Source organism: Sphingomonas flavida (assembly GCF_036663655.1).
Taxonomy (GTDB): domain Bacteria; phylum Pseudomonadota; class Alphaproteobacteria; order Sphingomonadales; family Sphingomonadaceae; genus Sphingomonas.
This window is the reverse complement of record NZ_JAXOJH010000002.1, coordinates 97,575-122,865: the sequence shown is the minus strand read 5'-3', so window position 1 is coordinate 122,865 and position 25,291 is coordinate 97,575. Positions and strand designations below refer to the sequence as shown.

The following is a 25,291-nucleotide window of genomic DNA, read 5'->3' as shown; positions in this document are numbered from 1 at the left end:
TCTCAGCCCTTCAGCACGGCCTCGATCGCGGCGCGGTCGATCCGGTCATGCTCGGCGATGACGACCAGTTGCGTGCCGCGCGGCTCGCCCGCACCCCATGGGCGATCATAGCTGGTGCGGACCCGGCGACCCACCGCCTGGACCAACAGCCGCATCGGCTTGCCTGCCACGGCCGCATAGCCCTTCACGCGCAGGATATCCTGCTGCTCGGCCAGGGTCACGATGCGCTGCGTGATCGCCTCGGGACTGTCCACCTCGCCCAGCATCACCGAGATGCTGTCGAAATCGTCATGCTCGTGATCGTCCGCGCCGTCATGGTGCGAGGGGCGCGCGGCGATGTCGTCCTCGGCGGCCGCTTCCAGGCCCAGCACGATCTCGGCGGAGACGATGCCGTCGACCGCCTCGACCATCGGCAGCGGGCGCGGCGCTTCGGCGGCGATGATCGCGCGGGCCTTGGCGACACCCTCCGGCCCGGCCAGGTCGGCCTTGGTCAGCAGGACAATATCGGCACAGGCGAGCTGGTCCTCGAACACTTCGGACAGCGGGGTTTCATGGTCGAGGCTGGGGTCGGCGGCGCGCTGCGCCTCGACCGCGTCGAGATCGGGGGCGAAGCGGCCTGCCGCGACGGCCTCCGCATCGGCCAGCGCGACCACCCCGTCCACCGTGATGCGCGAACGTATGGCGGGCCAGTCGAACGCCTTGAGCAGCGGCTTGGGCAAAGCCAGGCCCGACGTCTCGATCAGGATGTGATCGGGCCGCGGCTCCATCGCCAGCAGTTTTTCGACCGTCGGGATGAAGTCGTCGGCGACGGTGCAGCAGATGCAGCCATTGGCCAGCTCGACGATGTTTTCCGCCGGGCAGTCGGGGATCGCGCAGGACTGCAGGATGTCGCCGTCGACGCCCAGCGTGCCGAACTCGTTGACGACCACCGCCAGGCGACGACCGCCCGCATTGCGGATCAGGTGGCTGATGAGCGTGGTTTTCCCCGCGCCCAGAAAGCCGGTGACGATGGTGACGGGGACCTTGGTTAGGTCACGCATGGTAATTCTCCGACGCGCCGGACGAGCGAGCGCGGACACGGGACCTGTCGCCGAAGCGGTGACGAACGGGCGCGCGAGTTGCGTCCGCCCCGCTGACCGGCGACCGATGCGGCCCCGGCCGCATGGCTTCGTCGCTCCCCGACGGAGAACCGTGCCCCGACCACCCCCTGGGTCCAGGCAAGAGCGACCATGACGCCGGCAGGTCTCCTGGCTCGCGGGTCGAAGCGAAGGGATGCGCCTTCCCGGATCACTCCAGTGGCCGTGCCTCCAACAGCACCAGCATCGCTCGCTCACCGCTTACAGTTGCAGGGACAGCCGGGGATTTGCACCCCATTCCCGTTTGAAGCCCCAAGGGGCACCGGCGCGATCTTCGGGAGTTTTCGCCCCCGATGTGCGGCATTTATCCCGCCGCGCCGGGCTTGGCAATTCGCGCCTCCATCGCGGCGAACCCGCGCCAGCGATAGAGGAGGAAACTCGCTCCCCAGCAGAGCACGAACAGCCCGACGATCGCGAAGCCGAGTATATTGAAATGCTCGGACAGCTCGCCTGCATAACGGAACGGCCCCGAGGTCCAGCCGAACCGCTCGGCCAGCAGCGCGGTCGCCTGGATACCGCCGATCACCAGCGCGACCAGTGCCGAGACGAGCGTGATCGTCATATTGTAGTAGAGCTTGCGCAAGGGGTGGACGAACGCCCACTCATACGCCCCCAGCATGACGAGCCCATCGGCGGTGTCGATCAGCGCCATGCCGACCGCGAACAGCACCGGGAAGACCAGGATCGTCGCCAGCGACACGCCGTCCGCCGCATGCGAGCCCGAGAGACCCAGGATCGCCACCTCGGTCGCGGTGTCGAAGCCCAGCCCGAACAGGAAGCCCAGCGGCGCCATGTGCCAGCTCCGCCGGATCAGCCGGAACAGCGGACGGAACAGGCGCGACAGCGGCCCCTGCCCCGAAAACAGCATGTCGGCATCCGCCTCGGCCATCGGCTCGCCGCGCGCGACGCGGCGGAAACGGGTCCACACGTCGCGCAGGATGATCAGGTTCATGATCGCGATGGCGAACAGGAAACTGGCCGAGACGATGGTGGCGATCGTCCCGCCGCTCTGCCCGAACGCCTCGAAATCGGACAGGGTGCTGGCGGCAAGCGCGACCGTGGTCGCCGCGATCAGGACGATGGCGGAATGGCCGATCGCGAACCACAGGCCGACCGCGATGGGCCGCTGGCCGTCCTGCATCAGCTTGCGGGTGACATTGTCGATGGCCGCGATGTGATCGGCATCGACCGCATGACGCAACCCCAGGCTATAGGCGAGCAAGGCGGTGCCCAGCATCAGGCTGTTGCCCGCGAACACGCTCAGCGCCCAGCCCCAGACGGCGATATTGACGATGACAAGCGCACCCATCAGCCACGTGACGCGGCGCTTGAGCGAGGGTCGGATGGAAACTTCGGACATGGGCGGATCTCTTCCCCCGGGCGCCATGGCGACAAAGGCCGACCGGGCCGACCACAGACGGACGCACGTCAGAGTCGGATTCGATTCGCATCGGCCACGTGGCGTCGCTCACATGATACAATATATCTTCGCCATGACCATCCCCTGGATCGCGGCAAGAGCGACTCGCATCGGCAGGTCTCCTGGCTCGCGGGTCGAAGCGTCGGCGATGCAGCCTTCCCGGATCGCTCCAGTGGCCGTGCCTCGCGCCCCAATAAGGGAACGGGACACCAGCGTCGCGCGCTCACCGCTTACAGTTGCAGGGACAGCCGGGGATTTGCACCCCGTTCCCGTTTCAAGCCCCGAGGGGCACCGGTGCGATTGACCGGCGATCGGGCTGGAAGCCCATACCGGTCGGCACGGGGATAGTCTGCGGCGGATGGAGGCGCAAACCGCTTTATCACCCCCATCTCGCGGCCTAATCCGGAACCCATGGTGGATATGAGACGATGGTGCCGCTGGGGGCGCCGCTGGGCACCGGCGGCGGCCTGCCTGGTGGCGGCCTGTTCGGGCGGGAATTACCGGCCGGTCAGCGACACGCCGGTGCGGATCGGGCGGCCCTATACGGTACGCGGCGTCACCTATGTCCCCGCCGAGGACGCGACCTACGACATGCTGGGCTATGCCAGCTGGTATGGCGGCGAATCGGGCAAGCGCACTGCGAACGGCGAACGCTTCCGCCCCGGCTGGGCCACGGCGGCGCACACCACCCTTCCCCTGCCCAGCTATGTCGAGGTGACGGCGCTGGATACCGGGCGACGGATCATCGTGCGGGTCAACGATCGCGGGCCGTTCGCGGGATCGTCGCGGATCATCGACCTGTCACGCGGCGCGGCCGAGCAACTGGGCCTGCGCGCGGTCGGCAAGGCCGCGGTACGGGTGCGCCGCGTCGAACCGGACGAAAAGGACCGCGAACGCCTGCGCCACGGCAAGGCGGCCCGGCCCTTGCCGCCGGTATCGGACGCCGTGCGGGCGAACCTCTTGTCACAGATCGCGGCAGCCGGGATGACGGTGCGTTAGGAGCGGCAGCTTTGCCCAATAGCAGACGCTGCAACTTGCTGGTATGTCAGGAAGCGACCGGGAGAGCAGCTGTGAGCCAGATGATGCTAAATGCGATAGGCCTGGCCGCTATCATCGTGTTCCTGATCGTCGACTATCTCTTCCTCCGCGTGGTTCTGCGATCTTTAATCTGGATCGTGGACCGTCTGCCGCTCTATCGGGCCGGAGGGCGCTACAGGTCGCAGTCGTCACCCGAAAAATATGCTCGGTTTCGCAAGCCGCATAACGGCAGCTAACGCCCGAGGCTGTGTAAAAACTTCGGAATCTGCTATGGTTTTCCGACGTTTCGGGAGGCTTGGGCATGGGCCGTTTCGTTCAGGGGGAAGACCGTCGGCAGGACTATCTGCTGCCTGCATCGCTTGATGATTACGTATCGGCAGATAACCCGGTTCGCGCGGTCGAGGCGTTCATCGATGCGCTGGATCTGAAGGCGCTGGAGTTCGCGGGCATGACGCCGGCCAAGACGGGGCGGCCCGCCTATCATCCGGCGACGATGCTCAAGATCTACCTCTACGGCTATCTGAACCGGATCCAGTCGAGCCGGCGGCTCGAGCGTGAAGCACAGCGCAACGTGGAATTGATGTGGCTGACGGGGCGGTTGGCGCCCGACTTCAAGACGATCGCCAACTTCCGCCAGGCCAATGGCGCTGCGATCCGGGCGGTGTGCAGCCAGTTCATCGTTCTGTGCCGGCAATTGGGGCTGTTCACGCGCGCGGTGGTCGCCATCGATGGCAGCAAGATGAAGGCGGTCAACAACCGCGACAAGAACTACACGGCCGCGAAGGTCGCCTCGCGGATGAAGCAGGTGCAGGACAATATCGACCGGTATCTCGACGCGCTTGATCGTGCCGACCGCGAAGAAAGTGACATTGCCGAGCCGAAGGCGAAGCGATTGACGGAGAAGATCGCCCGGTTGCGCACGCAGTTGCGCGATCTTGCGGTACGCGAGGAGGAAGTCCGGAATGCGCCGGACCAGCAGGTGTCGCTGACCGATCCGGACGCCCGCGCCATGGCGAGTGCGGGGCGCGGCACGAGCATCGTCGGCTACAATCTCCAGGCGGCCGTCGATGCCGAACATCACCTCATCGTCGCGCACGAGCTTTTGAACATTGGATATGACCGCGGGCAACTTGCCCTCATGGCGGCGAAAGCCAAGGACGCCATGGGGGTGGAGGCTTTGGATGCCATTGCCGACAAGGGCTATTTCAAGGGCGAGGACATCCGGACCTGCGGGGGGATGGGCGTTACCGCCTTCGTGCCCAGGCCGCTGACCTCGGGGGCGAAGGCGCAAGGTCGCTTCGGCAAGCAGGACTTCGTCTATCTGGAGCAGGAAAACGTCTATCGCTGTCCCGCCGGTGAAGACCTGATCTATCGGTACACCTCGGTCGAGGCCGGTATGACGCTCCATAGCTACTGGAGCTCGAACTGCCAGACATGCGCGCTCCATGACCAATGCACGACCGGCAAGGAACGCCGGGTCAAACGATGGGAACATGAGGCAGTCGTCGAGGCGATGGAGCGGCGCTTTGATCGTGCGCCAGAGGCCATGCGGATCCGCCGGCAGACTGTCGAACATCCGTTCGGCACGCTGAAAGCATGGATGGGCTCGACGCACTTCCAAACGAAAACGCTGAAGCACGTCAGAACCGAGGCCTGCCTCCATATTCTGGCCTATAACTTCAAGCGGCTGATTGCCATCCTCGGCGTCCGGGCAATGATCGCAGCAATTCAGAGCTGAGCGCCAACGCTCAACCTTCAACGCGCCGCGCCGAAAATACTGACCAGCTGCTGTGAAGCCGTTTTTACACGGCCTGGCCCAGTCCCTGCCATTCCCAAAACTCAATTCCATACGAGACGGCGAAGGCACGGCATACGCAGGCTGGACTAACAGTTTTGCCAGCGGAGACCGGGTGCGCGATGTCGCCATCGTCAGGTAACAATCCGAAGATCACCCCCGGCGAGGCGGTCCATGTGGTCGACATGTCCTTGCGATACACCGCCGCCCGCACGCTTGACCTGATACGATGCCAGATCGGCCGCACGCACGAGCGCGTCGAAATCCATGCCGTCATCATATGCGACCGCGAACCCCAGGCTTGCTCCGACATACACGCTGGTGTCGCCGATATCGTATGGCTTGCGCAACGTCGCGAGTAGCTGATCCGCCAACGATATGGCGTCCTCGGTGCAAGCAACGCCGCCCTGGAGGATCGCAAACTCGTCTCCGCCCAGCCGTGCAGCCGCAGCACCCGGTGCAGAGGCTCGGATGCGCCGGGCAACATCGACGAGCACCTGGTCGCCTGCGGCATGGCCATGACAATCGTTGATGGGCTTGAACCCGTCGAGATCGAAGCAATGAATTGCGAGGCCGCCCGGCGTGCCCGATGTCACGCGAAACGCCTCTCTGAACCCCAGACGATTGAGAAGCCCCGTCAGGGGGTCGTTGCGTGCCAGCGTCGCCATATCCAGCTCGGTCGCGATATGGCGCACGGCATTGCGATAGACGTGTCGGACCGTCTCGAAACTGCCTGCAAGAAACACGGCGAACATTGCCGCCGTGACCCGGTGCGGAACATCGCTCCAAAAGCAGCATGCCACTATGACGGGAACAGCGGCAACGATCAGCGCCGCGACCGCCAGCGCGGGACAAACGGCAAGACGCGCCACTACACCCGCGCAATAGGCGAACAGGAGCGCCGTCCCGAGTACATGCCATTCCGCGTCGATATGGAAAAATAGCAGGCTCACCGTTGCTGCGATCGAAGTTGCTGTGGCCAGCGTCACGACCAAATGCCGCTGTTGGTAGAAGCGGGCGGTAGAAGCACAGTGTGTTTCATTCCTCAGTGCCTCACGCTGGTAGCTCATCAGGAACAGTTTTCCGCCTGTTCCTGCCGCTCCCGTCAGCGCGGCAAGGGCGAAAACAGGATTGCCAATCCGGAGCCAGGCCAGCGACGCGATACCGACCAAAGTGATCCCCATGATTGCGGTGGGTACCGCGCTGTACGCCAGATCCGAAATCAACGCCGCATAGACATCGGGATCTATACGGCAGGGAGCGGTCTGCGTGAGTTGGGGGCGCTTCATAATGGTGAAACCCGGCGATCAAGGGGAACGGGACAATTACATTCGCATGGGAATGTCTAACGCAATGTTATTACGAGATATCACGGGATTGATCGGCGCGCACTGGCTGCAGTGTCGCGTCGCCGGCTGTCCTTGGGCACCAGCGACGGGGAGGATTGCCGATCTCACTCCCATCCGTAGCAGCCGCTGATGGTGAGACCGGAGAGGATCAATGTCGCTGCCCCGATCCAGACGTTACGCCCGATCGTGATTGGCCTGCCAACCTCCAACGCCCTGGAGCGTAATGACGAGTTGCGCAAGTGGTCAGCCGTGAGGGGGGTGGACGCCGGGACCGATTTCCGTGACGGCGCCTATCCACCAATAGCAGACAATCAGTCCGGGCATCTTGATCCGCCATGGGGCAAAGGTCTTCCCGGCGCCCACGTCATGCCGAACTAACAGGACACGCCCAACACGAAAAAAGCGGGCTTTCGCCCGCTCTATCGTCGTCCACCGATGTCAGTAGAAGATTGGTCGGGGCGACAGGATTCGAACCTGCGACCCCCACACCCCCAGTGTGATGCGCTACCAGGCTGCGCTACGCCCCGACCGAGCGGCGGCCTCTAGGCGGGTTTTATCCGGGATGCAAGCCTTGATGTTGCGATACCGCCGACACCACATCCGCCTCTCCATTGCGCCTGTCCGCCTGCGATGGTAGCGGGCAGGCTATCCGACATGGGGGCTTGTCGATCGTCATCGGTCGACCGGTGCCCGTGCCCATTCAGCATAGACGGGTCCGAATGTTCATTCCCTTCACCGCCCCAGTCGCCGCGGCCGCCGCCGCAACCGGGGCCGCCGGCTCCAGCGGCGTCGCCTCGTTCATCAGCCTCGCGCCGCTGATCGTCGTCTTCGTCGTCTTCTACTTCCTGATGATCCGCCCGCAACAGCGCCGCATGAAGACGCTGCAGGCGTCGATCGAGGCGGTCAAGAAGGGCGATCAGGTCACCACGGCGGGCGGCATCGTCGGCAAGGTGACCCGCGTCGAGGACCAGCTGGTCGAGGTCGAGATCGCGCCGAACGTCCGCGTCCGCGTGGTCAAGGCGACGCTGACCGACATTCTCGATCCCACCGCCAAGCCCGCGAACGACTGACCCCATGCTGGATTTCCCCCGCTGGAAGGTCGCTTCCATCATCGCGCTGCTGGGCGCGCTGTGCCTGCTGGCGATCCCGAGCTTTCTGCCCGAAAGCATGACCGACAAATGGGGGGCGATCCCCCATCCGCGCGTCAACAAGGGTCTCGACCTGGCGGGCGGCAGCTATCTGCTGCTGGAGGCGGACACCGCCGACCTCGCCAATACGCGGCTGGAGACGATGCGCGACCAGGTCGCGGCCGAGATGCGGCGCGGCAATCCGCGCATCGACATCGGCGACATCTCGGTGCGTAACGGCCAGCTCAGCTTCATGCTGCGCGATCCGTCGCAGGTCGATGCGGCGCGCGAGCGGCTGCTGACGATCACCGGCGGCGGGGCGGGCATGACCGGCCAGCGCGAATGGGACATCAACGTCGTCGACACCTCGCGCTTCGTCCTGAAGCCGACCCAGGCGGGCCTGACCCAGGCGGTCGACACCGCGATGAAGACCGCGACCGAGGTCGTCCGGCGCCGTATCGACGCGCTGGGCACCAAGGAGCCAACGATCCTCCAGCAGGGTTCGAACCGCATCGTGGTGCAGGTCCCCGGCCTGCAGAACCCGCAGGCGCTGAAGGACCTGATCGGCAAGACCGCCAAGCTGGAATTCAAGCTGGTCGACACCACCGCCAATCCGGCCGAGGTGGTCAAGGGCAATGCCCCGGCGGGCAGCCAAGTCCTGCCCTATCCGGGCAATCCGCTGGGTGCGCCGGTGATCGCGGTCAAGCGGCCGGTCATCATCTCGGGCGACCAGTTGATCGACGCGCAGCAGACGTTCGACCAGCAGACCAACGCACCGCAGGTGGCGATCACCTTCGACGCGCAGGGCGGGCGCAAGTTCGCGCGCATCACGCAGGAAAATACCGGCAAGCCCTTCGCGATCATCCTCGACGGGCAGGTGCTGTCGGCCCCCAACATCAACGAACCGATCCTGGGCGGTCGCGCCTCGATCAGCGGCAACTTCACCGTCGACACGGCGAACCAGCTGGCGATCTCGCTGCGCTCAGGTAAGCTGCCGATCGACCTGAAGGTCGTCGAGGAACGCACCGTCGGTCCCGACCTGGGCGCCGATTCGATCCGCGCGGGCATCCTGGCCTCGGCGATCGCGGCGGTCGCGGTCATCATCTTCATGACCGTCACCTATGGCCGGTTCGGCATCTATGCGAACATCGCGGTCGTCATCAACGTGCTGGTCATCCTGGCCGTCATGGCGATGTTGAACGCGACGCTGACCCTGCCGGGTATCGCGGGCTTCATCCTGACCATCGGCACCGCGGTTGACGCCAACGTGCTGATCAACGAGCGCATTCGCGAAGAGCGACGGCGCGGGCGAAACGTCATTCAGGCGGTCGAGCTGGGTTACAAGGAAGCCAGCCGCACCATCTTCGAGGCGAACGTGACCCATGCGATCTCGGGCGTGATCATGCTCGTGCTCGGCTCGGGGCCCGTCAAGGGCTTCGCGGTCGTGCTGCTGATCGGCATCGTGACCAGCGTGTTCACCGCCGTTACCTTCACGCGGATGCTCGTGGCGCTGTGGTTGCGCCGCGAAAAGCCCAAGACCATCAACATTTGAGGCAGGAGAACAGATCATGCGCCTCCTGAAACTCGTCCCCGACAACACGAACATCGATTTCGTCCGCCTGCGCGGCTGGGCGTTCGGGCTGACGCTCGCGCTCACCCTGCTGGCGGTCGGCGTGACGTTCGTGAAGGGCCTCAATCTGGGCGTCGACTTCGTCGGCGGCCTGATGATCGAGGAGAAATTCCCCACCCCGCCTTCGGCAGACCGGGTCCGTTCGGTCGTCGACGGCTTGGGCGTGGGCGAAGCCAACATCCAGACGGTCGGCGACGGCCGCACCATCAGCATCCGCCTGCCGGTGCCCAAGTCCAACGACGAAGGCGCGACCAACGCCGTCGTGCGCAAGGTCGAGACCGCGCTGGGCCAGCAATTCCCCGGCGCGACCTTCACCCGTTACGACACGGTGTCGGGCAAGGTGTCCGACGAACTGATCAAGCACGGCGTGCTGGCGGTGGTGCTGGCGATCCTGGGCATCGGCCTGTTCGCGATCTTCCGCTTCGAATGGCAGTTCGGCGTGTCGACCATCGTCGCCATCGTCCACGATCTTCTCGTCACGCTGGGCTTCTTCGCGATCACCCAGTTCGAGCTGGACCTGACGATCATCGCGGCGTTCCTGACCATCATCGGCTATTCGATCAACGACAAGATCGTCATCGACGACCGCATCCGCGAGAATATGCGCCGCTATCGCAAGATGGACATGCGCGAGATCATCAACCTGTCGGTGAACGAGACGCTGCCGCGCACGGTCATGACCTCGGTCACGATCCTGCTGGCGCTGATCGCGCTGCTGCTGCTGGGCGGCCATGTGCTGCGCGGTTTCACCGCGGCGATGATCCTGGGCATCGTGGTCGGCACCTATTCGTCGATCTACGTGTCGTCCTCGCTGCTGATCTCGCTGGGCCTGCGTGCCGAGCCGAACCGCGAGAAGCCGGGCACCACCGACAAGCGCAAGGTGGCCGACGCCGAGCGCATCACCCCGCGCGAGAGCTGAGCCGCCCGCAATGAGCGACTCGATCCGCATCACGCGCGATCCGACCGCGCCCGGCCCGATCGTCCGTGGCTTTGCCGCCACGGGCTTTCGGGTGGGCGAAATCGCCTATCCGGCACTGCTGCTGGCGCCGGACTGGCACGAACCCTGGAGCCCCCCGCCCTTCGAGGCACTGACCGCCGAGGCGGTGGCCGCGCTGGTCGACGAGGCGCCGGAGTTCCTGCTGCTCGGCACCGGCGCGAGCCTGCGCCGTGCGCCCGCCGCCATGGTCGCGGCGCTCGAGGCGCGGGGTGTGGGGGTGGAGGTGATGGACAGCCGCGCCGCCGCCCGCGCCTGGGGCGTGCTGCGCGGCGAAGGCCGCAAGCTGGCCGCCGCGCTCTACCCGCTCGACGCCTGAGCGTTCCTCCCCTGCAAGGGGATGAACGATATGGGCCTACCGCCCCCGCCCGACCAGTTCCGCCAGATGCGAATGCAGCGCCGCCGCATTGGCGGGCCAAGTGAAGTCGCGCACCGCCGCCCGCGTCGTCCAGGGGTCGGGCGGCTGGTCAAGCAGGTCGCGGATCGCCGTGGCGAAAGCGTCGGCATCCGCCTGCGCGATGCGTCCCGCCGCCCGGCTGGTCACCACATCGGCCGCCCCGCCCGCGGGCGTGATCACGACCGGCGTCCCGCAGGCCATCGATTCGACCCAGGCATTGGCCAGCCCTTCCGATACCGAGGCCAGCGCCATCACGTCGGCGGCCCCCAGCCATTCGGGCAGTGCGGCATGGGCTATGCCGCCGACCAGCCTGACCCGGTCCGCCACCCCCAGTCGCTCGGCACGCGCGGCCAGGGCGGCGCGGTCCGCTCCTTCGCCGATGATGACCAGCGTGACGCCGGGCAGGCGCGCCACCGCGTCGATGACGACACCGTGCCCCTTGCGCGGGATCAGCGCACCCAGCGACACCACCATCGGTCCGGTGATGCCCAGCGCCGCGCGGGCGGTCAGGCGGTCGATCGGCTGGAACCGGGCCTGGTCGACCCCGGTATGATGGACGCGGATGCGGTGGCGCGAGACACCGAGCGCGGCGACATCCTCCGCCATCGCGTCACTGACCGCAAGCAAGCCATCGGCCTGCGCCGCCGCCTGCGCCACCTGTCGCCGGGTGGCGGGCGCATGGCCCCAATGATGGATATCGGCACCACGCGCCTTGATCGATACTGGCACGCCGTAGCGCCGCCCCAGCGCGACCGCCGCCGGACCGTCGGGAAAGAAGAAGGATGCGTCGATCACGTCGAACCGCTGCTCGTCGCGAAGCCGGTCGAGCACGGGGACGAGTGCCCGCCGCATCGCCGGGACATGAAACCGTGCCCCCGTCCCCGGCAATGTGGTAAAGCGCGGTCGCGAGACGTCGAGGCCCGACCAGTCCTCCCGGAGCGGCAGCGCGGCTTGCGCCTTGAAACGCGACGACCCGGCCAGCGGCCAGACCGGCAGGCCGATCGGCGCGACGACACGCACCGCCACCCCCGGCCGCATCGCCAGCGCCGCGGTCTGGCGTTCGACGAAGATGCCGAAATTGGGCCGCGTCGCATCGGGAAACAGGCTCGACAGGGTCAGAACGTTCAGCATGACATTCGATACTCCCGCCGCGCGCCCACGGCTTGCCGCCATTGAATCCGATTTCGGAACGATCTGGTTAAGATGTCGCCTCCATGGTCGGCATCTGGCCACATATCACCCCTTTGCGACAAGGATCATGACGGCATCGCGCATGGCCGTTCATGCATGCGACAGATCGCGCCTGACACAATCGAATGTGGCGGCTAATCTGCCGTCGACTTCGGGGGGTGGATGTGATGGCGCGATTCGGACGTCTGGGTGCCGTGTTGGCACTGGGTGCGACGCTGGCGGGTTGTGGCGGCGGCGATGGCGGCGGCAGCGGTGGTGGCGCCGCAACCAATCCGGGCGGCGGGACGACGACCGGCACGACCGAATCGGCCTGCTCGCTGCGCAATCGCCAGAACTGGGCCGCCGCGCAGTTGAACGAATGGTATCTCTTCCCCGAGACGCTGCCCGCCTCGCTCGACCCCTCGCCCTATACGACGGTCAGCGACTATATCGACGCGCTAACTGCGACGGCGCGGGCGCAGCGCAAGGATCGCTATTTCACCTACATCACCTCGATCGCCGAAGAGAATGCCTATTACAGCTCGGGCGCATCGGCGGGGTTCGGCTTCCGGCTGACGGCGGATGCGGGGCAGACGAAGCTGCAGATCGCCGAGTCGTTCGAGGGCGGCGCGGCACTCGCCGCCGGGATCGACCGGGGTACGGCGATCCTGGGCATCGGCACCACCGCCGACAATATCCGCACCATTGCCGACATCGTCGCCGCCGATCCCAATAACGGCCTGTCCAACGCGCTCGGGCCGAGCACGGCGGGCACGACGCGCTTCCTGCGCGTGTCCGATCCGTCGGGTGCGGTCCGTACGGTGCAGCTCGCCAAGTCGGACTATTCGCTCCAGCCGGTGTCGCCCAATTACGGCGCGCAGGTCATTACCGACAATGGCCAGCGCTATGGCTATATCAACCTGCGCACCTTCATCAGCACCGCGGACCCGCAGTTGCGCGCCGCCTTCGCGACCTTCAAGCAGCAGGGCATTACCCAGGTCGTGGTCGACCTGCGCTACAACGGCGGCGGCAGCGTCGATATCGCCGACCTGTTCAACAACCTGCTGGGCGGCGCGCGCCAGTCGTCCGACGTGATGGGCTATACCGCCTATCGCGCCAGCAAGTCGGCGAACAACCAGACGACCTATTTCTCACCCCAGTCGCAGTCGATCACGCCGACCCGGATCGCCTTTATCGGCACCGGCGCGACCGCCTCGGCCAGCGAACTCGTGCTCAACCGGACCCTGCCCTATATGGGAAGCAACACCGGGCTGATCGGCACCAACACCTATGGCAAGCCGGTGGGGCAGATCGCGCGGGACAACGCGCAGTGCGACGACCGCCTGCGCATCATCGCAATCGCGATCCAGAATGCGAACCGGCAGGGCGATTACTATAGCGGCCTGGCAGGCGTCGTTCCCGCGAGCTGTCGCGCGGCGGACGACCTGACCCGCAAGATGGGCGATCCGCAGGAAGCCTCGACCCGCGCCGCGCTCGACTTTCTGCAGGGCAAGAGCTGCACCCCGATCACCGCGACCGCCTCGGCACAGGCCTTCCGCAACGACGATCTGCGCAAGCTGGTCCAGCCCGACCGCCCGACCGCCGCGCAGCGCGACGTGCCGGGATTGTTCTAAGATTCCGTAAGCCCTCTCTCCCAGGATCGGGGAGAGAGGGCCAGACGCCTCTTACAGCCGCTGCGTACCCGCATAGGCGAATAGCGCATCGCCGTCCGCCGACAGCGTGACGGTCTCACGACCCGTGACGGTCACGCACTGGCCTGCGCGGAAGTCGACATCCGCGACCTTGCCCGAACCGGTGATCGGGATCAGCCAGGCGGTCTTGCCCTCGGGCAGCGCCACGGCATGATCGCCCGCCGCCCAGCGTTCCAGCACGAACTTGGGCCCTTCGACCAGGATGTCGCGGCCCTCGCCTGCTGCGCCCGGCGACACGATCGGCTGGTACGGAGTCAGATGCGCGACGTCGACGCCGTCCTCCAGATGCAGTTCGCGGTCGCTGCCATAATCGTACAGGCGATAGGTCGTCTCGCTGTTCTGCTGCACTTCGATCACGGTCAGCCCGGCGCCGATCGCGTGGATCGTGCCCGAAGGGGCGTAATAGAAGTCGCCTTCTTTCACCGGCACCCAGTCGAGATCCGCCTCGACCGAACCGTCGCGCGCGTCGCTGCGCAGCTGTTCCTTGGTCATCGTCGCCTTGGGGCCCAGTGCGATGGTCGAATCGGGCTCGGCGGTCAGGATCGTCCAGCATTCGTCCTTGCCGCGCGGCAGGCCACGGGCATGCGCCTGTTCGTCATCGGGGTGGACCTGCACCGACAGCTTCTCGCTGGTGAACAGATATTTGATGAGCAGGTCAGGCGAGGTGTCGCCGGGTTCCTGGAACCAGACCTCGCCGATCGGCGCGCCACCCGGCGCGACATCCTCGAACCCCGGATAGAGCGTGTGGCGGCCCCAGGGCTTTTCGACGCGGTGGGTGTGGAGCAGCGTGGCGGGCATGATTCAGGGATTCCTTCACGATCGGGCGACGGTGAAACCGTTGGTACGGGGCGGCGTTCCACCCCGGCACCTTCGCTGCCGTCCATGCCGCGATCGCCGCGCCGATGGCAAGTCGTTCGACCCCGGAATTGCCAGCGCCGACCGCTCGCCAACCATATGTGCGGAGGGACTGTTCCCGGCCGTTCGCCTGCGCTAAGGACATGCGCGATGCGTAACCCCCGTTCCCGTGCGCTGTCGCTGGCGCTCATCGCCGCTTTGGCCCTTCCGATCGCGGGTTGTGCCCGCAACCGTACCCGCACCGACCTGCCCTATGTCGCGCGCGACGTCGGCACGCTGTACACGGCCGCCAAGAACCGGCTCGACCAGCGCCGCTACAAGGAGGCCGCGCTGCTCTTCGACGAGGTGGAGCGACAGCACCCCTATTCGGTCTGGGCCCGCCGCGCGCAGCTGATGAGTGCGTTCAGCTATTATCTGGGTCGCGAATATACCCAGTCGATCCAGTCGGCGCAGCGCTTCCTGGCAGTCCACCCCGGCAACCGCGACGCCCCCTATGCCTATTACCTGATCGCGCTCGGCTATTATGAGCAGATCCAGGACGTGACCCGCGACCAGAAGATCACCCGCCAGGCGCTCGACGCGCTGGGCGAGCTGATGCGCCGCTATCCCAACACCCGCTATGCCGCCGATGCGCGGTTGAAGGTCGATCTGGTCAACGATCATCTGGCGGGCAAGGAGATGGAGATCGGCCGCTTCTACGAGGACCGCCACCAGTGGCTGGCCGCGTCGATGCGCTTCCGTACGGTCATCGACAAATATCAGACGACCAGCCACACGCCCGAGGCGCTGATGCGTCTGACCGAAACCTATCTGGCGCTGGGCGTACGTCCGGAGGCCGAGCGGTCGGCCGCCGTGCTGGGCGCCAACTATCCGGGCACCGACTGGTACAATCGCGCCTACAAGCTGATGCGCGAATATCCGGTGGAGCCGATTCCCGCGATCCAGCCAGGCCAGCCCGTGGTGCCGACCGGCACACCGGGTTCGGTCAATGTCGGCCTGCCGGGCGGCGGTGGCGGCACCGTCACGCCCAGCGCTGCCGCGCCGGGCCGTCCGACCCCGACCGGCAACAACAGCTCGCCGACGGGTTAAACACCTTATCCTCCCCGGTACGGGGAGGTGGCAGGCCGCAGGCCTGACGGAGGGGGGCTTCCACAAGGCATGTCCTGTGTGGCGACCCCCCTCCACCAGCTTTGCTGGTCCCCCTCCCCTTGCAGGGGAGGAATAGATACCCCCCCCCGAACAAATCGGGATCATTTTCGCCGCGGGGGGATAACATCGCGCGGCGTTTCGCTTTATATCGCGGCCTATGCTGACCGCGCTGTCCATTCGTGATGTCGTCCTGATCGAGGCGCTCGACCTCGATTTCGGCCGTGGCCTGGGCGTCCTGACGGGCGAGACCGGGGCGGGCAAGTCGATCCTGCTCGATGCGCTGGGCCTGGCGCTGGGCGGGCGTGGCGACAGCGGGCTGGTGCGGCATGGTGCCGGCCAGGCGATCGTCACCGCCAGTTTCGAGCCCCCCGCCCCCGACAGCCGCCTCGCCGCGATCCTCGACGACGCGGGAATTGAGATCGAGGTGGGCGAGCCGTTGATCGTACGCCGCCAGGTCAAGGCCGATGGCGGCAGCCGTGGCTTCGTCAACAACCAGCCCGCCTCTGCCGCGCTGCTGCGCGAGATCGCGCCCTTCTTGGTCGAAATCCACGGCCAGCATGACGATCGCGGCCTGCTGAACCCGCGCGGCCACCGGACGATGCTCGACAGCTTCGGACGGGTCGATGCAAGCACGGTCGCCGCCGCCTGGACCCGGTTCCGTGAGGCGGAGGCCGCCCTGAGCGCCGCGCGCGACGAGATCGAGACGGCGGCCCGCGATCGCGAGTGGCTGGAACATGCGGTCGCCGAACTCACCAAGCTCGCCGCCGAACCGGGCGAGGAAGAAGCGCTGGCCGATCGCCGCCGCACCATGCAGCGATCGGAAAAGATCGCCGACGAACTGGGTGCGATCGACGAGCATCTGCAAGGATCGGACGGTGCGCTGGCCGGACTGCGCCAGGCGGCCCGCGTGCTCGAGCGGATCGGCGAGGACCATCCCGCGCTCGCCGAGGCCCTCGCCGCCATCGACCGCGCGGTGATCGAGGCGTCGCTGGCCGAGGATCGGCTGGTCGAGGCGCAGCGCGAACTCGCTTATGACCCGCGTGCGCTGGAAGAGGACGAGGCACGGCTGTTCGAGCTGCGCGGCATGGCGCGCAAGCATCGCGTCCAGCCCGACGATCTGGCCGATCTGACCGAACAGTTGCGCGGGCGACTCGAGCGCCTCGACGCGGGCGAGGAAGGAATCGGGCGGCTGGAGGCGGCAGTCGCCAGTGCGCGTGCCGCCTTCGACCAGGCCGCCGCCAAAGTGTCGAGCGCGCGCATCGCCGCCGCCGAGCGGCTGGACCGGGCGGTAAAGGGCGAACTCGCCCCGCTGAAGCTCGATGCCGCGCGTTTCCGAACGATCGTCGCGCCGCTCGAACCCTCGGGCTGGTCGGCGGCGGGCAAGGACCGGGTCGAGTTCGAAATCTCGACCAATCCCGGCGCCCCCTTCGCACCGCTGATGAAGATCGCCAGCGGCGGCGAATTGTCACGTTTCCTTTTGGCGCTGAAGGTCGCGCTGGCGGAGGAAGGCGGCGCATCGACGATGGTCTTCGACGAAATCGACCGCGGCGTCGGCGGTGCGGTAGCCTCGGCGATCGGCGACCGCCTTCATCGGCTTGCGGAGCGGACGCAGTTGCTGGTCGTTACCCACAGCCCGCAGGTCGCGGCACGCGGCGCGGCGCATCTGCTGATCGCCAAGAGCCATGACGGCACCGTCACCCGCACCGGGGTTCGTGGCCTGAGCGCGGTCGAACGGCGTGAGGAAATCGCCCGGATGCTGTCGGGTGCGACGATCACCGACGAAGCGCGTGCCCAAGCCGATCGGTTGCTGGAGCCATGACAGCCAGACATTGGAAAAAGATTTTGTAAGTGATACCAAGGAGCGGATGGTTAACGCGTTCTAACGCCTGTTTGCAGGACGTATCCGATGTTGAACAAATTGACCGCCGCTTCCCTGCCCGACGCCACAAACGATATGATCACGCTGATGGAGCGTGTGCAGTCGTGCATTGCGTTGGCCGATCGGCTGGAATTGCAGCATGTGGCGATCTATCTCGACCAGGCGCGGGCGCTTCTTGCCGAGAAGGGGGCCGAGGATCAGGCCGCCATGGGTATGGTGCCCCTGTCCTTCTCCGTAACCCCTATCGCCCCCCAGCCTTGATCCGACTCGCCCGCGCCGATCGGCGCGCGGGCCATCTTGATCCCGTGACCGGGGCTGGACTAGCACGGGCCGCGTGACATCCCCGCTTCCCCTGCCGCAAACCGATCTCGAAGCCGCCGCCGAGCTCAATAGCCTCGCCCGCGAGATCGCCCTTCACAACCGCCTTTATCATACCGAAGACGCGCCCGAGATTTCGGACGCCGATTATGACGCGCTGGTCCGCCGCAACACCGCGATCGAGGCCGCCTTCCCGCACCTGATCCGCGCCGACTCGCCCAATACCCAGGTCGGCGCCGCCCCCGCCGCGCATCTGGCCAAAGTGCCGCACGCGCGGCCGATGACCAGCCTCGACAACGCCTTCACCGACGAGGAGGTCGAGGAGTTTGTCGGCCGCGTCCGCCGCTACCTGAAGCTGGCCGAGGACGAGCCTGTCTCCTTGACCGCCGAGCCCAAGATCGATGGCCTGTCCTGCTCGCTGCGTTATGTCGACGGACGCCTGGTCCAGGCGCTGACGCGCGGCGATGGCGCGATCGGCGAGGACGTGACCGAGAATGTCCGCACCATCGCCGACATTCCCCAGACCCTGCCCGCTGACGCGCCGAACGTGTTCGAGGTGCGCGGCGAAGTCTATATGAGCAAGGCCGATTTCGCCGCGCTCAACGCACGGCTGGCGCAGGAAGCGGCCGAAACCGGCAAGGAGGCGCGCCAGTTCGCCAATCCGCGCAACGCGGCCGCCGGATCGCTTCGCCAGAAGAACCCCGCCATCACGGCCGGGCGCCCCTTGCGCTTCCTTGCCCATGGCTGGGGCGAGGCGAGCGCGGTCCCGGTCGAGACGCAATATGACATGGTCGAGGCTTGGCGGCGCTGGGGATTTCCCATCGCCGACGCCTTTGCCCGCGTGCCCGACGCCGCCGCCGCGCTGGCCATCTATCGCACCATCGAGACGCAGCGCGCCGACCTGCCCTTCGATATCGACGGCGTGGTCTACAAGGTCGACCGGCTCGACTGGCAGGCGCGACTCGGCATTGTCGGGCGCACGCCGCGCTGGGCGATCGCGCACAAATTCCCCGCCGAGCGCGCCCAGACCACGCTGGAGAAAATCGACATCCAGGTCGGCCGCACCGGCGCCCTCACCCCGGTCGCTCGGCTGGAGCCGGTGACGGTCGGCGGCGTCGTCGTGACCAACGCGACACTGCACAATGCCGACGAGATCGAGCGGCTGGGCGTTCGTCCCGGCGACCGCGTGGTCCTGCAACGCGCGGGCGACGTCATTCCGCAGATAGTGGAGAACCTGACCCGCGACGTGGCGCGCGAACCCTTCGTCTTCCCCGACCACTGCCCCGAATGCGGCAGCCTCGCCACGCGCGAGGAGGGCGAGGTCGTCATCCGCTGCACCGGCGGCTTGATCTGCCCGGCGCAGCGGGTGGAGCGCCTGATCCACTTCGTCTCGCGCCATGCCTTCGACATTACCGGCCTGGGGCTGGTGCGCGTCGAGGAATTCTTCCGCGACGGCCTGATCGCCTCGCCCGCCGACATCTTCCGTCTGCACCGGCATCGCGAGGCGCTGATCCAGCGCGAGCGCATGTCCGAACTGGTGGTCGACAAACTGCTCGCCGCCATCGACGCGCGGCGCGACATCTCGCTCGACCGCTTCCTCTTTGCGCTGGGCATCCGCCATGTCGGCGAGATCACCGCGCGTGACCTGGCCCGCCGCTTCGTCTCGATGGCCGGTTTCCGCGCGATGATCGATGCCGCGCTCCAGGTCCGTGCCGAAACCGTCCCTGCCCTGGGGGAACCCGAGCGCAAGTTCGAACTCCGCCGCCAGCGCGCCATCGTCGCCGCGATCGACACGCCGCAGATCGGCCCCGAAGTCGCCGACGCCCTCCTCGACTTCTTCGTCGAGGAGCATAACCGCGCCGTCGTCGACGACCTGCTGAGCGAAGTCACGCCCGCCGACACCGTCCACCAGACCCGCGAATCGGAGGTGACCGGCAAGACACTGGTCTTCACCGGCACGCTCGAAACCCTGTCGCGCGACGAGGCCAAGGCGCAGGCCGAGGCGCTGGGCGCCCGCGTCTCTGGCTCGGTATCGGCCAAGACCGACCTTCTGATCGCCGGACCGGGTGCCGGATCGAAGCTGAAAAAGGCGCAGGACCTGGGCATCCGGGTGATCAACGAAGCCGACTGGAACGCACTGGTCGCGGCGAGTTGAGGATGGCGGGATCGTGACGGCATCGTCATGATCCCGGTCCCGGCCCGTATGGCCCGGCGGGACTCACGCCACCGTCCGCCGCCCCCCCATGCAGGCGGACGATGCGCAAATTCCGGAACCGAATGAAGGCGATAGCGCCGATACCGCTCCCATTACCGTTGCCAAACTGCAACGCTTGACGAATGAGTGAAGCCCCCCCTGTCACCGCCATGAACTTTGTAACATAACGGCAATGTTCGTAGCGCAGGGGCACGCTCAACCGAGCCGAAAAACGGCCGGACCGCGCCGCTTCGCGCGCGAAAAGGGGACCTATCACTTATGCGTAATTCGCTTTTCCTGGGCGCGGCCATCGTTGCGCTCGCCATTCCGGCCGCAGCATCGGCGCAGTCGACCGGCTCGGTGGATGCCGAAGAAGTCGTCGTCACCGGCAATCGCAATGACAGCGTGGGCGGCGTCAAGACCGTCGACACCACCCGCAACAAGGCGGTGCTGACGCAGCAGTTCATCAGCCGCCAGACCCCGGGCCAGAGCGTCAACGAAATCATCAACAACCTGCCGGGCGTCAGCTTCCAGAACAACGACCCGTTCGGTTCGGCCGGCGGCACGCTGACCATCCGCGGCTTCGACTCGACCCGCATCAGCCAGACCTTCGACGGCATTCCGCTGAACGACACCGGCAACTATGCGATCTACTCGAACCAGCAGCTCGACCCCGAACTGATCGAGCAGGTCAACGTCAACCTGGGCACCACCGACGTGGACTCGCCCACCCCCGGCGCGACCGGTTCGACCGTCAATTATCGCAGCCTGATCCCGACCGACAATTTCGGTGCGCGCATGGTCGGCTCGGTCGGCGACTACAGCTTCTTCCGCGTATTCGGCGTGGTGAACACCGGCGTCTTCACCCCCTGGGGCACTAAGGCCTGGATCGCGGGCAGCAACGCCACCAACGACGTGGTGTTCAACAACTTCGGCAAGATCGACAAGCAGCAGTACAACGCCAAGGTCTATCAGCCGGTCGGCAGCAACGGCGACTTCATCGCCGTGTCGGGCCATTACAATCAGCTGCGCAACAACTTCTTCGGTTCGGCCCCGCTGCGCAACGACACCAACGTCTTCACCTCGACCGGCGGCACCGGCCCGAACGCCGCTGCTCCGACGCTGGTGACCGGCGCGGTCCGCACGGCGGGCACCGGTTCGAGCAACCGCTTCCCCAACAGCCGCGACGAACTGCCCTACAATGTCGCGCGCTGCCAGATCGATACGCCCTCGGCAGGCGTCAACGACGTGCCCAACAGCTGCGGCACCACCTTCGACGAGCGTTACAACCCGTCGAACACCGCCAATATCCGCGTCAACTCGCGCTTCACGCTGGCCGATAACCTCGTCCTGTCGGCCGACCCGTATTTCCAGTACACCAAGGCCAATGGCGGCGGCACGGTGCGCGGTCAGGAAGGCGCCTTTACCGCCCGCAACGGCCAGACCTTCTACGGCTTCATCGGTAACAACTATTATTTTGGCCGCGACCTGAACGGTGACGGCGACGTGCTCGATCGCACCACCACCGTCGGCAGCACCACGACCAATGGCGGCGTCACCCTGCTCGCCCCCAGCCAGACGGTTACGCGCCGCTACGGCCTCATCTCGTCGCTGCGCTACGACATCGCGCGTGGCCAGACGATCCGTGTCGCCTACACGCACGAATATGCGCGTCACCGTCAGACCGGCGAGCTGGGCTATCTCCAGCTGAACGGCCGGCCGTTCGACGTCTTCCCGGTCAACAACCCGATCCTCGCCGTCAATGGCTCGGTGGTCCAGAAGCGTGACCGCCAGTCGTTCGCGATCCTGGATCAGCTGTCGGGCGAATATACCGGCAAGTTCTTCGACGACACGCTGACCATCCAGGCGGGCATCCGCGCACCGTGGTTCAAGCGCGACCTGAACAACTTCTGCTTCGTCACCTCGGGCAGCGGCAATGTCGACTGCCTGGGTCGTGGCAACGATGCGGCCAACGCCGCCTATGCGGCCGCGAACCCGTATTCGTACAACGCCACCACCAACACGGTGACCGGCTTTGCGGCGCCGCAGCAGCGCGTCCTGCGCTACAACCGCGTCCTGCCGAGCGCGGGCTTCACCTATCGCCTCGACAGCAATGCCTCGGTCTTCGCGAATTACTCGCGCGGTTTCCAGGTTCCGGGCACCGACAATCTTTACCAGACGCTATACTATCCGGCGAACACCGAGGCGGCCAATCCGAAGCCCGAATTCTCGGACAACTTCGACCTGGGCGCCCGCTACACCACCAGCCGCATTCAGGCGCAGCTGGGCCTCTGGTACACCAAGTTCAGCAACCGTCTGGCCTCGGCCTATGACGTCGATACGCAGCAGACGATCTATCGCAACCTGGGCCGCGTCGATAAGTACGGCATCGATGGCTCGATCGCCTATCGTCCGGTCGACGACGTCATGCTCTACGTCTTCGGTTCGTACCTGAAGTCGGAGATCAAGAACGACGTCGTGCTGGGTCGCTGCCCGACCACGCTGACCGCCGCGAACACCACCTCGAACTGCTCGGGCCCCGGTGCCCCGGTTTATGCGCTGACTGCTGGCAAGCGGGAGTCGGGTGCACCGGTCTACACCTTCGGTGGTCGCGCTCAGGCGACGCTCGGCCCCGTCGATCTCGGCATCCAGGCCAAGCGGACCGGTCGTCGTTACCTGAACGACCAGAACCTGCCGCAGTTCGCCTGCACCGTGGCGCTGATCAACAGTGTCTGCCCGACGGTCAGCAACGTGCCTGCGTCCTTCACCGGCACGCGCGGCATTCAGTACCAGACCTACGGCGCCTATGCGCCGGGCTACACGACCGTCGATCTGGACGCGCGGATCGCGCTCGGCTGGACCGGCATCGGCACCAACAAGACCTATATCCAGGTGAACCTGCAGAACGTGTTCAACACCTTCTATGTCGGCGGCATGGGTCAGGCGGGGCAGACGGCCAATGTCGTCTCGTCGCTGCCGTTCGTGCAGATCGGTTCGCCACGCGCGCTGATCGTGTCGCTGAACACCCAGTTCTAAGATTCGGCCCGGCTTTCACGCCGGATCGGTTCGGGGCCGCCCTTCCTTCGGGAAGGGCGGCCCTTTCTTTTTGCCCTGCGGCAGACTTTGCCCTTCCCCCTCAGGCCGTGTAGGTGTCGCCCGGCCATGGCCATGCATTCGCCCGTCGCGACCCCGTACGCGTCCTCCGCCGCCACCGACAAACCCTCGGTCCGGCCGTTTTTCGAGAACAAGGCCCGTGCCTTCTGGACGCTGCAGGCGGTCGGCTGGTCGGGCTATCTGGTCCAGCGCTCGGTGGTGGGCGTGTCCAACGGCTTTTCGCTCGAGAAGATCATCCCGATCATCATCGAGGCGATCCTGGGTTATTGCATCACCCTGCTGCTCTCGACGCTGTACGGCTATTACCGGCGGCTACCGCGGCTGATGGGGGTGTTCCTGACGCTGGCGACGCTGGCCGCCGCGACCTTCCTCTACGCCGCGCTCAACGCCTTTTCCTTTTCGTTCATCACCACGACCCAGCCGGGGGTCACCGTCTCGCTGCTGCTCGGCAACCTGTTCATCACCTTCGAGGTGCTGGCGGGCTGGTCGGCGCTGTACTTCGCGATCAACTATTATCTGATCGTCGAGAGCCAGATCGACGAGATGCGCGCGCTGGAGCTCCAGGCCTCGACCGCGCAACTGGCGATGTTGCGCTATCAGCTGAACCCGCATTTCCTGTTCAACACGCTGAACTCGATTTCGACGCTGGTGCTGCTGAAACAGACCGAGCGGGCGAACGCGATGTTAAGCCGGCTGTCAGCCTTCCTGCGCTACACGCTGGCGAATGAGCCCACGGCGCATGTGACCGTGGCGCAAGAGGTTGAAACACTGAAACTCTATCTCGAAATCGAAAAGATGCGCTTCGAAGATCGCCTGCGTCCCAGTTTCGAGATCGACCCGCGGGCCGAGCGGGCGCGCCTGCCCTCGCTGCTGCTGCAACCGCTGGTCGAGAACGCTATCAAATACGCCGTCACGCCACAGGAAGAAGGCGCGGAAATCCGGGTCGATGTGCGACTGGTCGGGCAACGGGTGCGGATCGCCGTATCCGACACCGGCCCCGGCTTGCACGAAATCCGTCATTCCTCAAGCGTTTCGACCGGCGTTGGACTGTCCAATATCCGCGAACGGCTGGCCCAGGCCTATGGCCCGGACCACCGTTTCGAATCCCGCTCCGCGCCGGCTGGCGGATTCTCGGTCGAGATCGAGATCCCCTTCCAGCTTGAGAATGTGAACAGAGAGGCCGCATGACCATCCGTACCATCCTCGTCGACGACGAGCCCCTGGCGATCCAGGGACTGGAGATCCGTCTCCAGGCGCACGACGACGTCGAGATTATCGAGCGTTGCTCGAACGGGCGCGAGGCGATCCGCGCGATCAAGACGCACAAGCCCGACCTCGTCTTCCTCGACATCCAGATGCCGGGTTTCGACGGTTTCTCGGTGATCCAGGGCCTGATGGAGGTCGAACCACCGTTGTTCGTCTTCGTCACCGCCTATTCCGACCACGCCCTGCGCGCGTTCGAGGCGCAGGCGGTCGATTACCTGATGAAGCCGGTCGAGGAAGCGCGCCTGGCCGATACGCTGGACCGCGTGCGCCAGCGCCTGAACGAGAAGCGCGGCGCGGGTGAGGTCGAGAAGCTGAAGGAAGTGCTCGCCGAACATGCGCCCGACGCGGTCACGGACCTGAGCGAAGGCGGTGAAGTGGCGTCGAGCCGGTTCGAGAAGCTGATCAACATCAAGGACCGCGGCCAGATTTTCCGCGTCGATGTCGACACGATCGAGATGATCGAGGCGGCGGGCGATTACATGGTCATCAATACCGGCGACAACTCGCTGGTGCTGCGCGAGACGATGAAGGACTTGGAAAAGCGGCTCGATCCGCGTCGGTTCCAGCGGGTGCACCGCTCGACCATCGTCAATCTCGACCTGGTCAAGCAGGTCAAGCCGCACACCAATGGCGAATGTTTCCTGCTGCTCGAATCGGGCGCGCAGGTGAAGGTTTCGCGCAGCTACCGCGACGTGGTCGCGCGGTTCGTTCACTGAGAAATGTTCCTCCCCTTTAAGGGGAGGGGGAC

At 65.8% G+C, this 25,291-nt stretch carries 20 protein-coding genes, 1 tRNA gene and 2 riboswitches; of the genes, 15 read left to right on the top strand and 6 right to left on the bottom strand.

Features of this window, described 5'->3' with window-relative positions; genetic code table 11:
- Window positions 1-2 precede the first annotated feature (2 nt).
- Both cobW and U1703_RS02715 read right to left on the bottom strand, forming a co-directional pair.
- Window positions 3-1,040, bottom strand: coding sequence for a cobalamin biosynthesis protein CobW (gene cobW, locus U1703_RS02720; RefSeq protein WP_332784487.1), 1,038 nt, complete (start codon window positions 1,038-1,040; stop codon window positions 3-5).
- Between the two features lie 180 nt (window positions 1,041-1,220).
- Window positions 1,221-1,418, bottom strand: a riboswitch (cobalamin riboswitch).
- 22 nt (window positions 1,419-1,440) lie between these two features.
- Entirely contained in the window at window positions 1,441-2,496 is a 1,056-nt protein-coding gene (locus tag U1703_RS02715; RefSeq protein ID WP_332784486.1) for a HoxN/HupN/NixA family nickel/cobalt transporter, read from the bottom strand.
- 155 nt (window positions 2,497-2,651) lie between these two features.
- Window positions 2,652-2,867, bottom strand: a riboswitch (cobalamin riboswitch).
- A 109-nt stretch (window positions 2,868-2,976) separates the two neighbouring features.
- On the opposite strand from U1703_RS02715, the gene U1703_RS02710 reads away from it, so the two are divergent.
- From U1703_RS02710 to U1703_RS02700, 3 genes are all read left to right on the top strand, one after another.
- Window positions 2,977-3,555, top strand: coding sequence for a septal ring lytic transglycosylase RlpA family protein (locus U1703_RS02710; RefSeq protein WP_320452797.1), 579 nt, complete (start codon window positions 2,977-2,979; stop codon window positions 3,553-3,555).
- 71 nt (window positions 3,556-3,626) lie between these two features.
- A complete protein-coding gene (locus tag U1703_RS02705; RefSeq protein WP_332784485.1) occupies window positions 3,627-3,830 on the top strand; it encodes a hypothetical protein in 204 nt (67 codons plus the stop codon).
- Between the two features lie 65 nt (window positions 3,831-3,895).
- Window positions 3,896-5,332, top strand: a complete 1,437-nt coding sequence (locus U1703_RS02700; protein WP_332784484.1) for an IS1182 family transposase — start codon at window positions 3,896-3,898, stop codon at window positions 5,330-5,332.
- A gap of 191 nt (window positions 5,333-5,523) precedes the next feature.
- Here the strand turns inward: U1703_RS02700 and U1703_RS02695 are convergent, their stop codons facing one another.
- Both U1703_RS02695 and U1703_RS02690 read right to left on the bottom strand, forming a co-directional pair.
- The gene (locus tag U1703_RS02695) at window positions 5,524-6,678 is read right to left on the bottom strand and encodes a diguanylate cyclase domain-containing protein (protein ID WP_332784483.1); all 1,155 of its coding nucleotides are present in this window, start codon (window positions 6,676-6,678) and stop codon (window positions 5,524-5,526) included.
- Window positions 6,679-7,188: 510 nt separating this feature from the next.
- A tRNA-Pro gene (locus U1703_RS02690) sits at window positions 7,189-7,265 on the bottom strand.
- Window positions 7,266-7,457: 192 nt separating this feature from the next.
- Here U1703_RS02690 and yajC point away from each other — a divergent pair.
- From yajC to U1703_RS02670, 4 genes are read left to right on the top strand one after another with little or no spacing between them, the layout of a single operon-like run.
- Window positions 7,458-7,808: a preprotein translocase subunit YajC gene (yajC, locus tag U1703_RS02685; protein ID WP_320451839.1), complete on the top strand. Its 351-nt coding sequence runs from the start codon at window positions 7,458-7,460 to the stop codon at window positions 7,806-7,808.
- A gap of 4 nt (window positions 7,809-7,812) precedes the next feature.
- On the top strand, window positions 7,813-9,417 hold the full coding sequence (gene secD / locus U1703_RS02680) for a protein translocase subunit SecD (RefSeq protein ID WP_320451838.1): 1,605 nt from the start codon (window positions 7,813-7,815) through the stop codon (window positions 9,415-9,417).
- A gap of 16 nt (window positions 9,418-9,433) precedes the next feature.
- Entirely contained in the window at window positions 9,434-10,414 is a 981-nt protein-coding gene (gene secF, locus U1703_RS02675; RefSeq protein ID WP_332784482.1) for a protein translocase subunit SecF, read from the top strand.
- 10 nt (window positions 10,415-10,424) lie between these two features.
- A complete protein-coding gene (locus U1703_RS02670) occupies window positions 10,425-10,808 on the top strand; it encodes an Mth938-like domain-containing protein (protein ID WP_332784481.1) in 384 nt (127 codons plus the stop codon).
- 36 nt (window positions 10,809-10,844) lie between these two features.
- On the opposite strand, the gene U1703_RS02665 is transcribed toward U1703_RS02670, so the two are convergent.
- On the bottom strand, window positions 10,845-12,017 hold the full coding sequence (locus U1703_RS02665) for a glycosyltransferase (RefSeq protein ID WP_332784480.1): 1,173 nt from the start codon (window positions 12,015-12,017) through the stop codon (window positions 10,845-10,847).
- A gap of 227 nt (window positions 12,018-12,244) precedes the next feature.
- Between U1703_RS02665 and U1703_RS02660 the strand changes: the two genes are divergently transcribed.
- Entirely contained in the window at window positions 12,245-13,690 is a 1,446-nt protein-coding gene (locus tag U1703_RS02660; protein WP_332784479.1) for a S41 family peptidase, read from the top strand.
- A 51-nt stretch (window positions 13,691-13,741) separates the two neighbouring features.
- Here U1703_RS02660 and U1703_RS02655 read toward each other — a convergent pair whose 3' ends face one another.
- Complete coding sequence (locus tag U1703_RS02655; protein WP_332784478.1) at window positions 13,742-14,566, bottom strand: class I mannose-6-phosphate isomerase; 825 nt, start codon at window positions 14,564-14,566, stop codon at window positions 13,742-13,744.
- Window positions 14,567-14,773: 207 nt separating this feature from the next.
- Between U1703_RS02655 and U1703_RS02650 the strand changes: the two genes are divergently transcribed.
- The 7 genes from U1703_RS02650 to U1703_RS02620 all read left to right on the top strand — a co-directional run bounded on the left by U1703_RS02650 (window position 14,774) and on the right by U1703_RS02620 (window position 25,259).
- Window positions 14,774-15,712 (top strand): outer membrane protein assembly factor BamD, encoded by a 939-nt coding sequence (locus U1703_RS02650; protein ID WP_320451832.1) that lies wholly within the window; start codon window positions 14,774-14,776, stop codon window positions 15,710-15,712.
- 217 nt (window positions 15,713-15,929) lie between these two features.
- On the top strand, window positions 15,930-17,591 hold the full coding sequence (gene recN, locus U1703_RS02645; protein ID WP_332784477.1) for a DNA repair protein RecN: 1,662 nt from the start codon (window positions 15,930-15,932) through the stop codon (window positions 17,589-17,591).
- Between the two features lie 87 nt (window positions 17,592-17,678).
- Window positions 17,679-17,912: a hypothetical protein gene (locus U1703_RS02640; protein WP_332784476.1), complete on the top strand. Its 234-nt coding sequence runs from the start codon at window positions 17,679-17,681 to the stop codon at window positions 17,910-17,912.
- A 73-nt stretch (window positions 17,913-17,985) separates the two neighbouring features.
- Window positions 17,986-20,124: an NAD-dependent DNA ligase LigA gene (gene ligA, locus U1703_RS02635; RefSeq protein WP_332784475.1), complete on the top strand. Its 2,139-nt coding sequence runs from the start codon at window positions 17,986-17,988 to the stop codon at window positions 20,122-20,124.
- Window positions 20,125-20,442: 318 nt separating this feature from the next.
- The gene (locus U1703_RS02630; RefSeq protein WP_332784474.1) at window positions 20,443-23,199 is read left to right on the top strand and encodes a TonB-dependent receptor; all 2,757 of its coding nucleotides are present in this window, start codon (window positions 20,443-20,445) and stop codon (window positions 23,197-23,199) included.
- Between the two features lie 132 nt (window positions 23,200-23,331).
- Window positions 23,332-24,465 (top strand): sensor histidine kinase, encoded by a 1,134-nt coding sequence (locus U1703_RS02625; protein ID WP_414712024.1) that lies wholly within the window; start codon window positions 23,332-23,334, stop codon window positions 24,463-24,465.
- Window positions 24,462-25,259 carry a LytR/AlgR family response regulator transcription factor gene (locus U1703_RS02620; protein ID WP_320451826.1) on the top strand — a complete coding sequence of 266 codons (798 nt, stop codon included), beginning with the start codon at window positions 24,462-24,464 and terminating at the stop codon, window positions 25,257-25,259. The genes U1703_RS02625 and U1703_RS02620 overlap by 4 nt, the downstream gene beginning before the upstream one ends.
- Window positions 25,260-25,291: the final 32 nt, after the last annotated feature.

Bases quoted from the DNA above. Each gene is read 5' to 3' on its own strand.
- secF (WP_332784482.1), top strand. From the start codon at position 9,434: ATGCGCCTCCTGAAACTCGTCCCCGACAACACGAACATCGATTTCGTC.
- U1703_RS02660 (WP_332784479.1), top strand. From the start codon at position 12,245: ATGGCGCGATTCGGACGTCTGGGTGCCGTGTTGGCACTGGGTGCGACG.
- U1703_RS02620 (WP_320451826.1), top strand. From the start codon at position 24,462: ATGACCATCCGTACCATCCTCGTCGACGACGAGCCCCTGGCGATCCAG.
- U1703_RS02650 (WP_320451832.1), top strand. From the start codon at position 14,774: ATGCGTAACCCCCGTTCCCGTGCGCTGTCGCTGGCGCTCATCGCCGCT.
- U1703_RS02640 (WP_332784476.1), top strand. From the start codon at position 17,679: ATGTTGAACAAATTGACCGCCGCTTCCCTGCCCGACGCCACAAACGAT.
- yajC (WP_320451839.1), top strand. From the start codon at position 7,458: ATGTTCATTCCCTTCACCGCCCCAGTCGCCGCGGCCGCCGCCGCAACC.
- U1703_RS02715 (WP_332784486.1), bottom strand. From the start codon at position 2,496: ATGTCCGAAGTTTCCATCCGACCCTCGCTCAAGCGCCGCGTCACGTGG.
- U1703_RS02625 (WP_414712024.1), top strand. From the start codon at position 23,332: ATGCATTCGCCCGTCGCGACCCCGTACGCGTCCTCCGCCGCCACCGAC.
- cobW (WP_332784487.1), bottom strand. From the start codon at position 1,040: ATGCGTGACCTAACCAAGGTCCCCGTCACCATCGTCACCGGCTTTCTG.
- U1703_RS02695 (WP_332784483.1), bottom strand. From the start codon at position 6,678: ATGAAGCGCCCCCAACTCACGCAGACCGCTCCCTGCCGTATAGATCCC.
- U1703_RS02700 (WP_332784484.1), top strand. From the start codon at position 3,896: ATGGGCCGTTTCGTTCAGGGGGAAGACCGTCGGCAGGACTATCTGCTG.
- recN (WP_332784477.1), top strand. From the start codon at position 15,930: ATGCTGACCGCGCTGTCCATTCGTGATGTCGTCCTGATCGAGGCGCTC.
- secD (WP_320451838.1), top strand. From the start codon at position 7,813: ATGCTGGATTTCCCCCGCTGGAAGGTCGCTTCCATCATCGCGCTGCTG.
- U1703_RS02630 (WP_332784474.1), top strand. From the start codon at position 20,443: ATGCGTAATTCGCTTTTCCTGGGCGCGGCCATCGTTGCGCTCGCCATT.
- U1703_RS02710 (WP_320452797.1), top strand. From the start codon at position 2,977: ATGAGACGATGGTGCCGCTGGGGGCGCCGCTGGGCACCGGCGGCGGCC.
- U1703_RS02670 (WP_332784481.1), top strand. From the start codon at position 10,425: ATGAGCGACTCGATCCGCATCACGCGCGATCCGACCGCGCCCGGCCCG.
- U1703_RS02665 (WP_332784480.1), bottom strand. From the start codon at position 12,017: ATGCTGAACGTTCTGACCCTGTCGAGCCTGTTTCCCGATGCGACGCGG.
- U1703_RS02655 (WP_332784478.1), bottom strand. From the start codon at position 14,566: ATGCCCGCCACGCTGCTCCACACCCACCGCGTCGAAAAGCCCTGGGGC.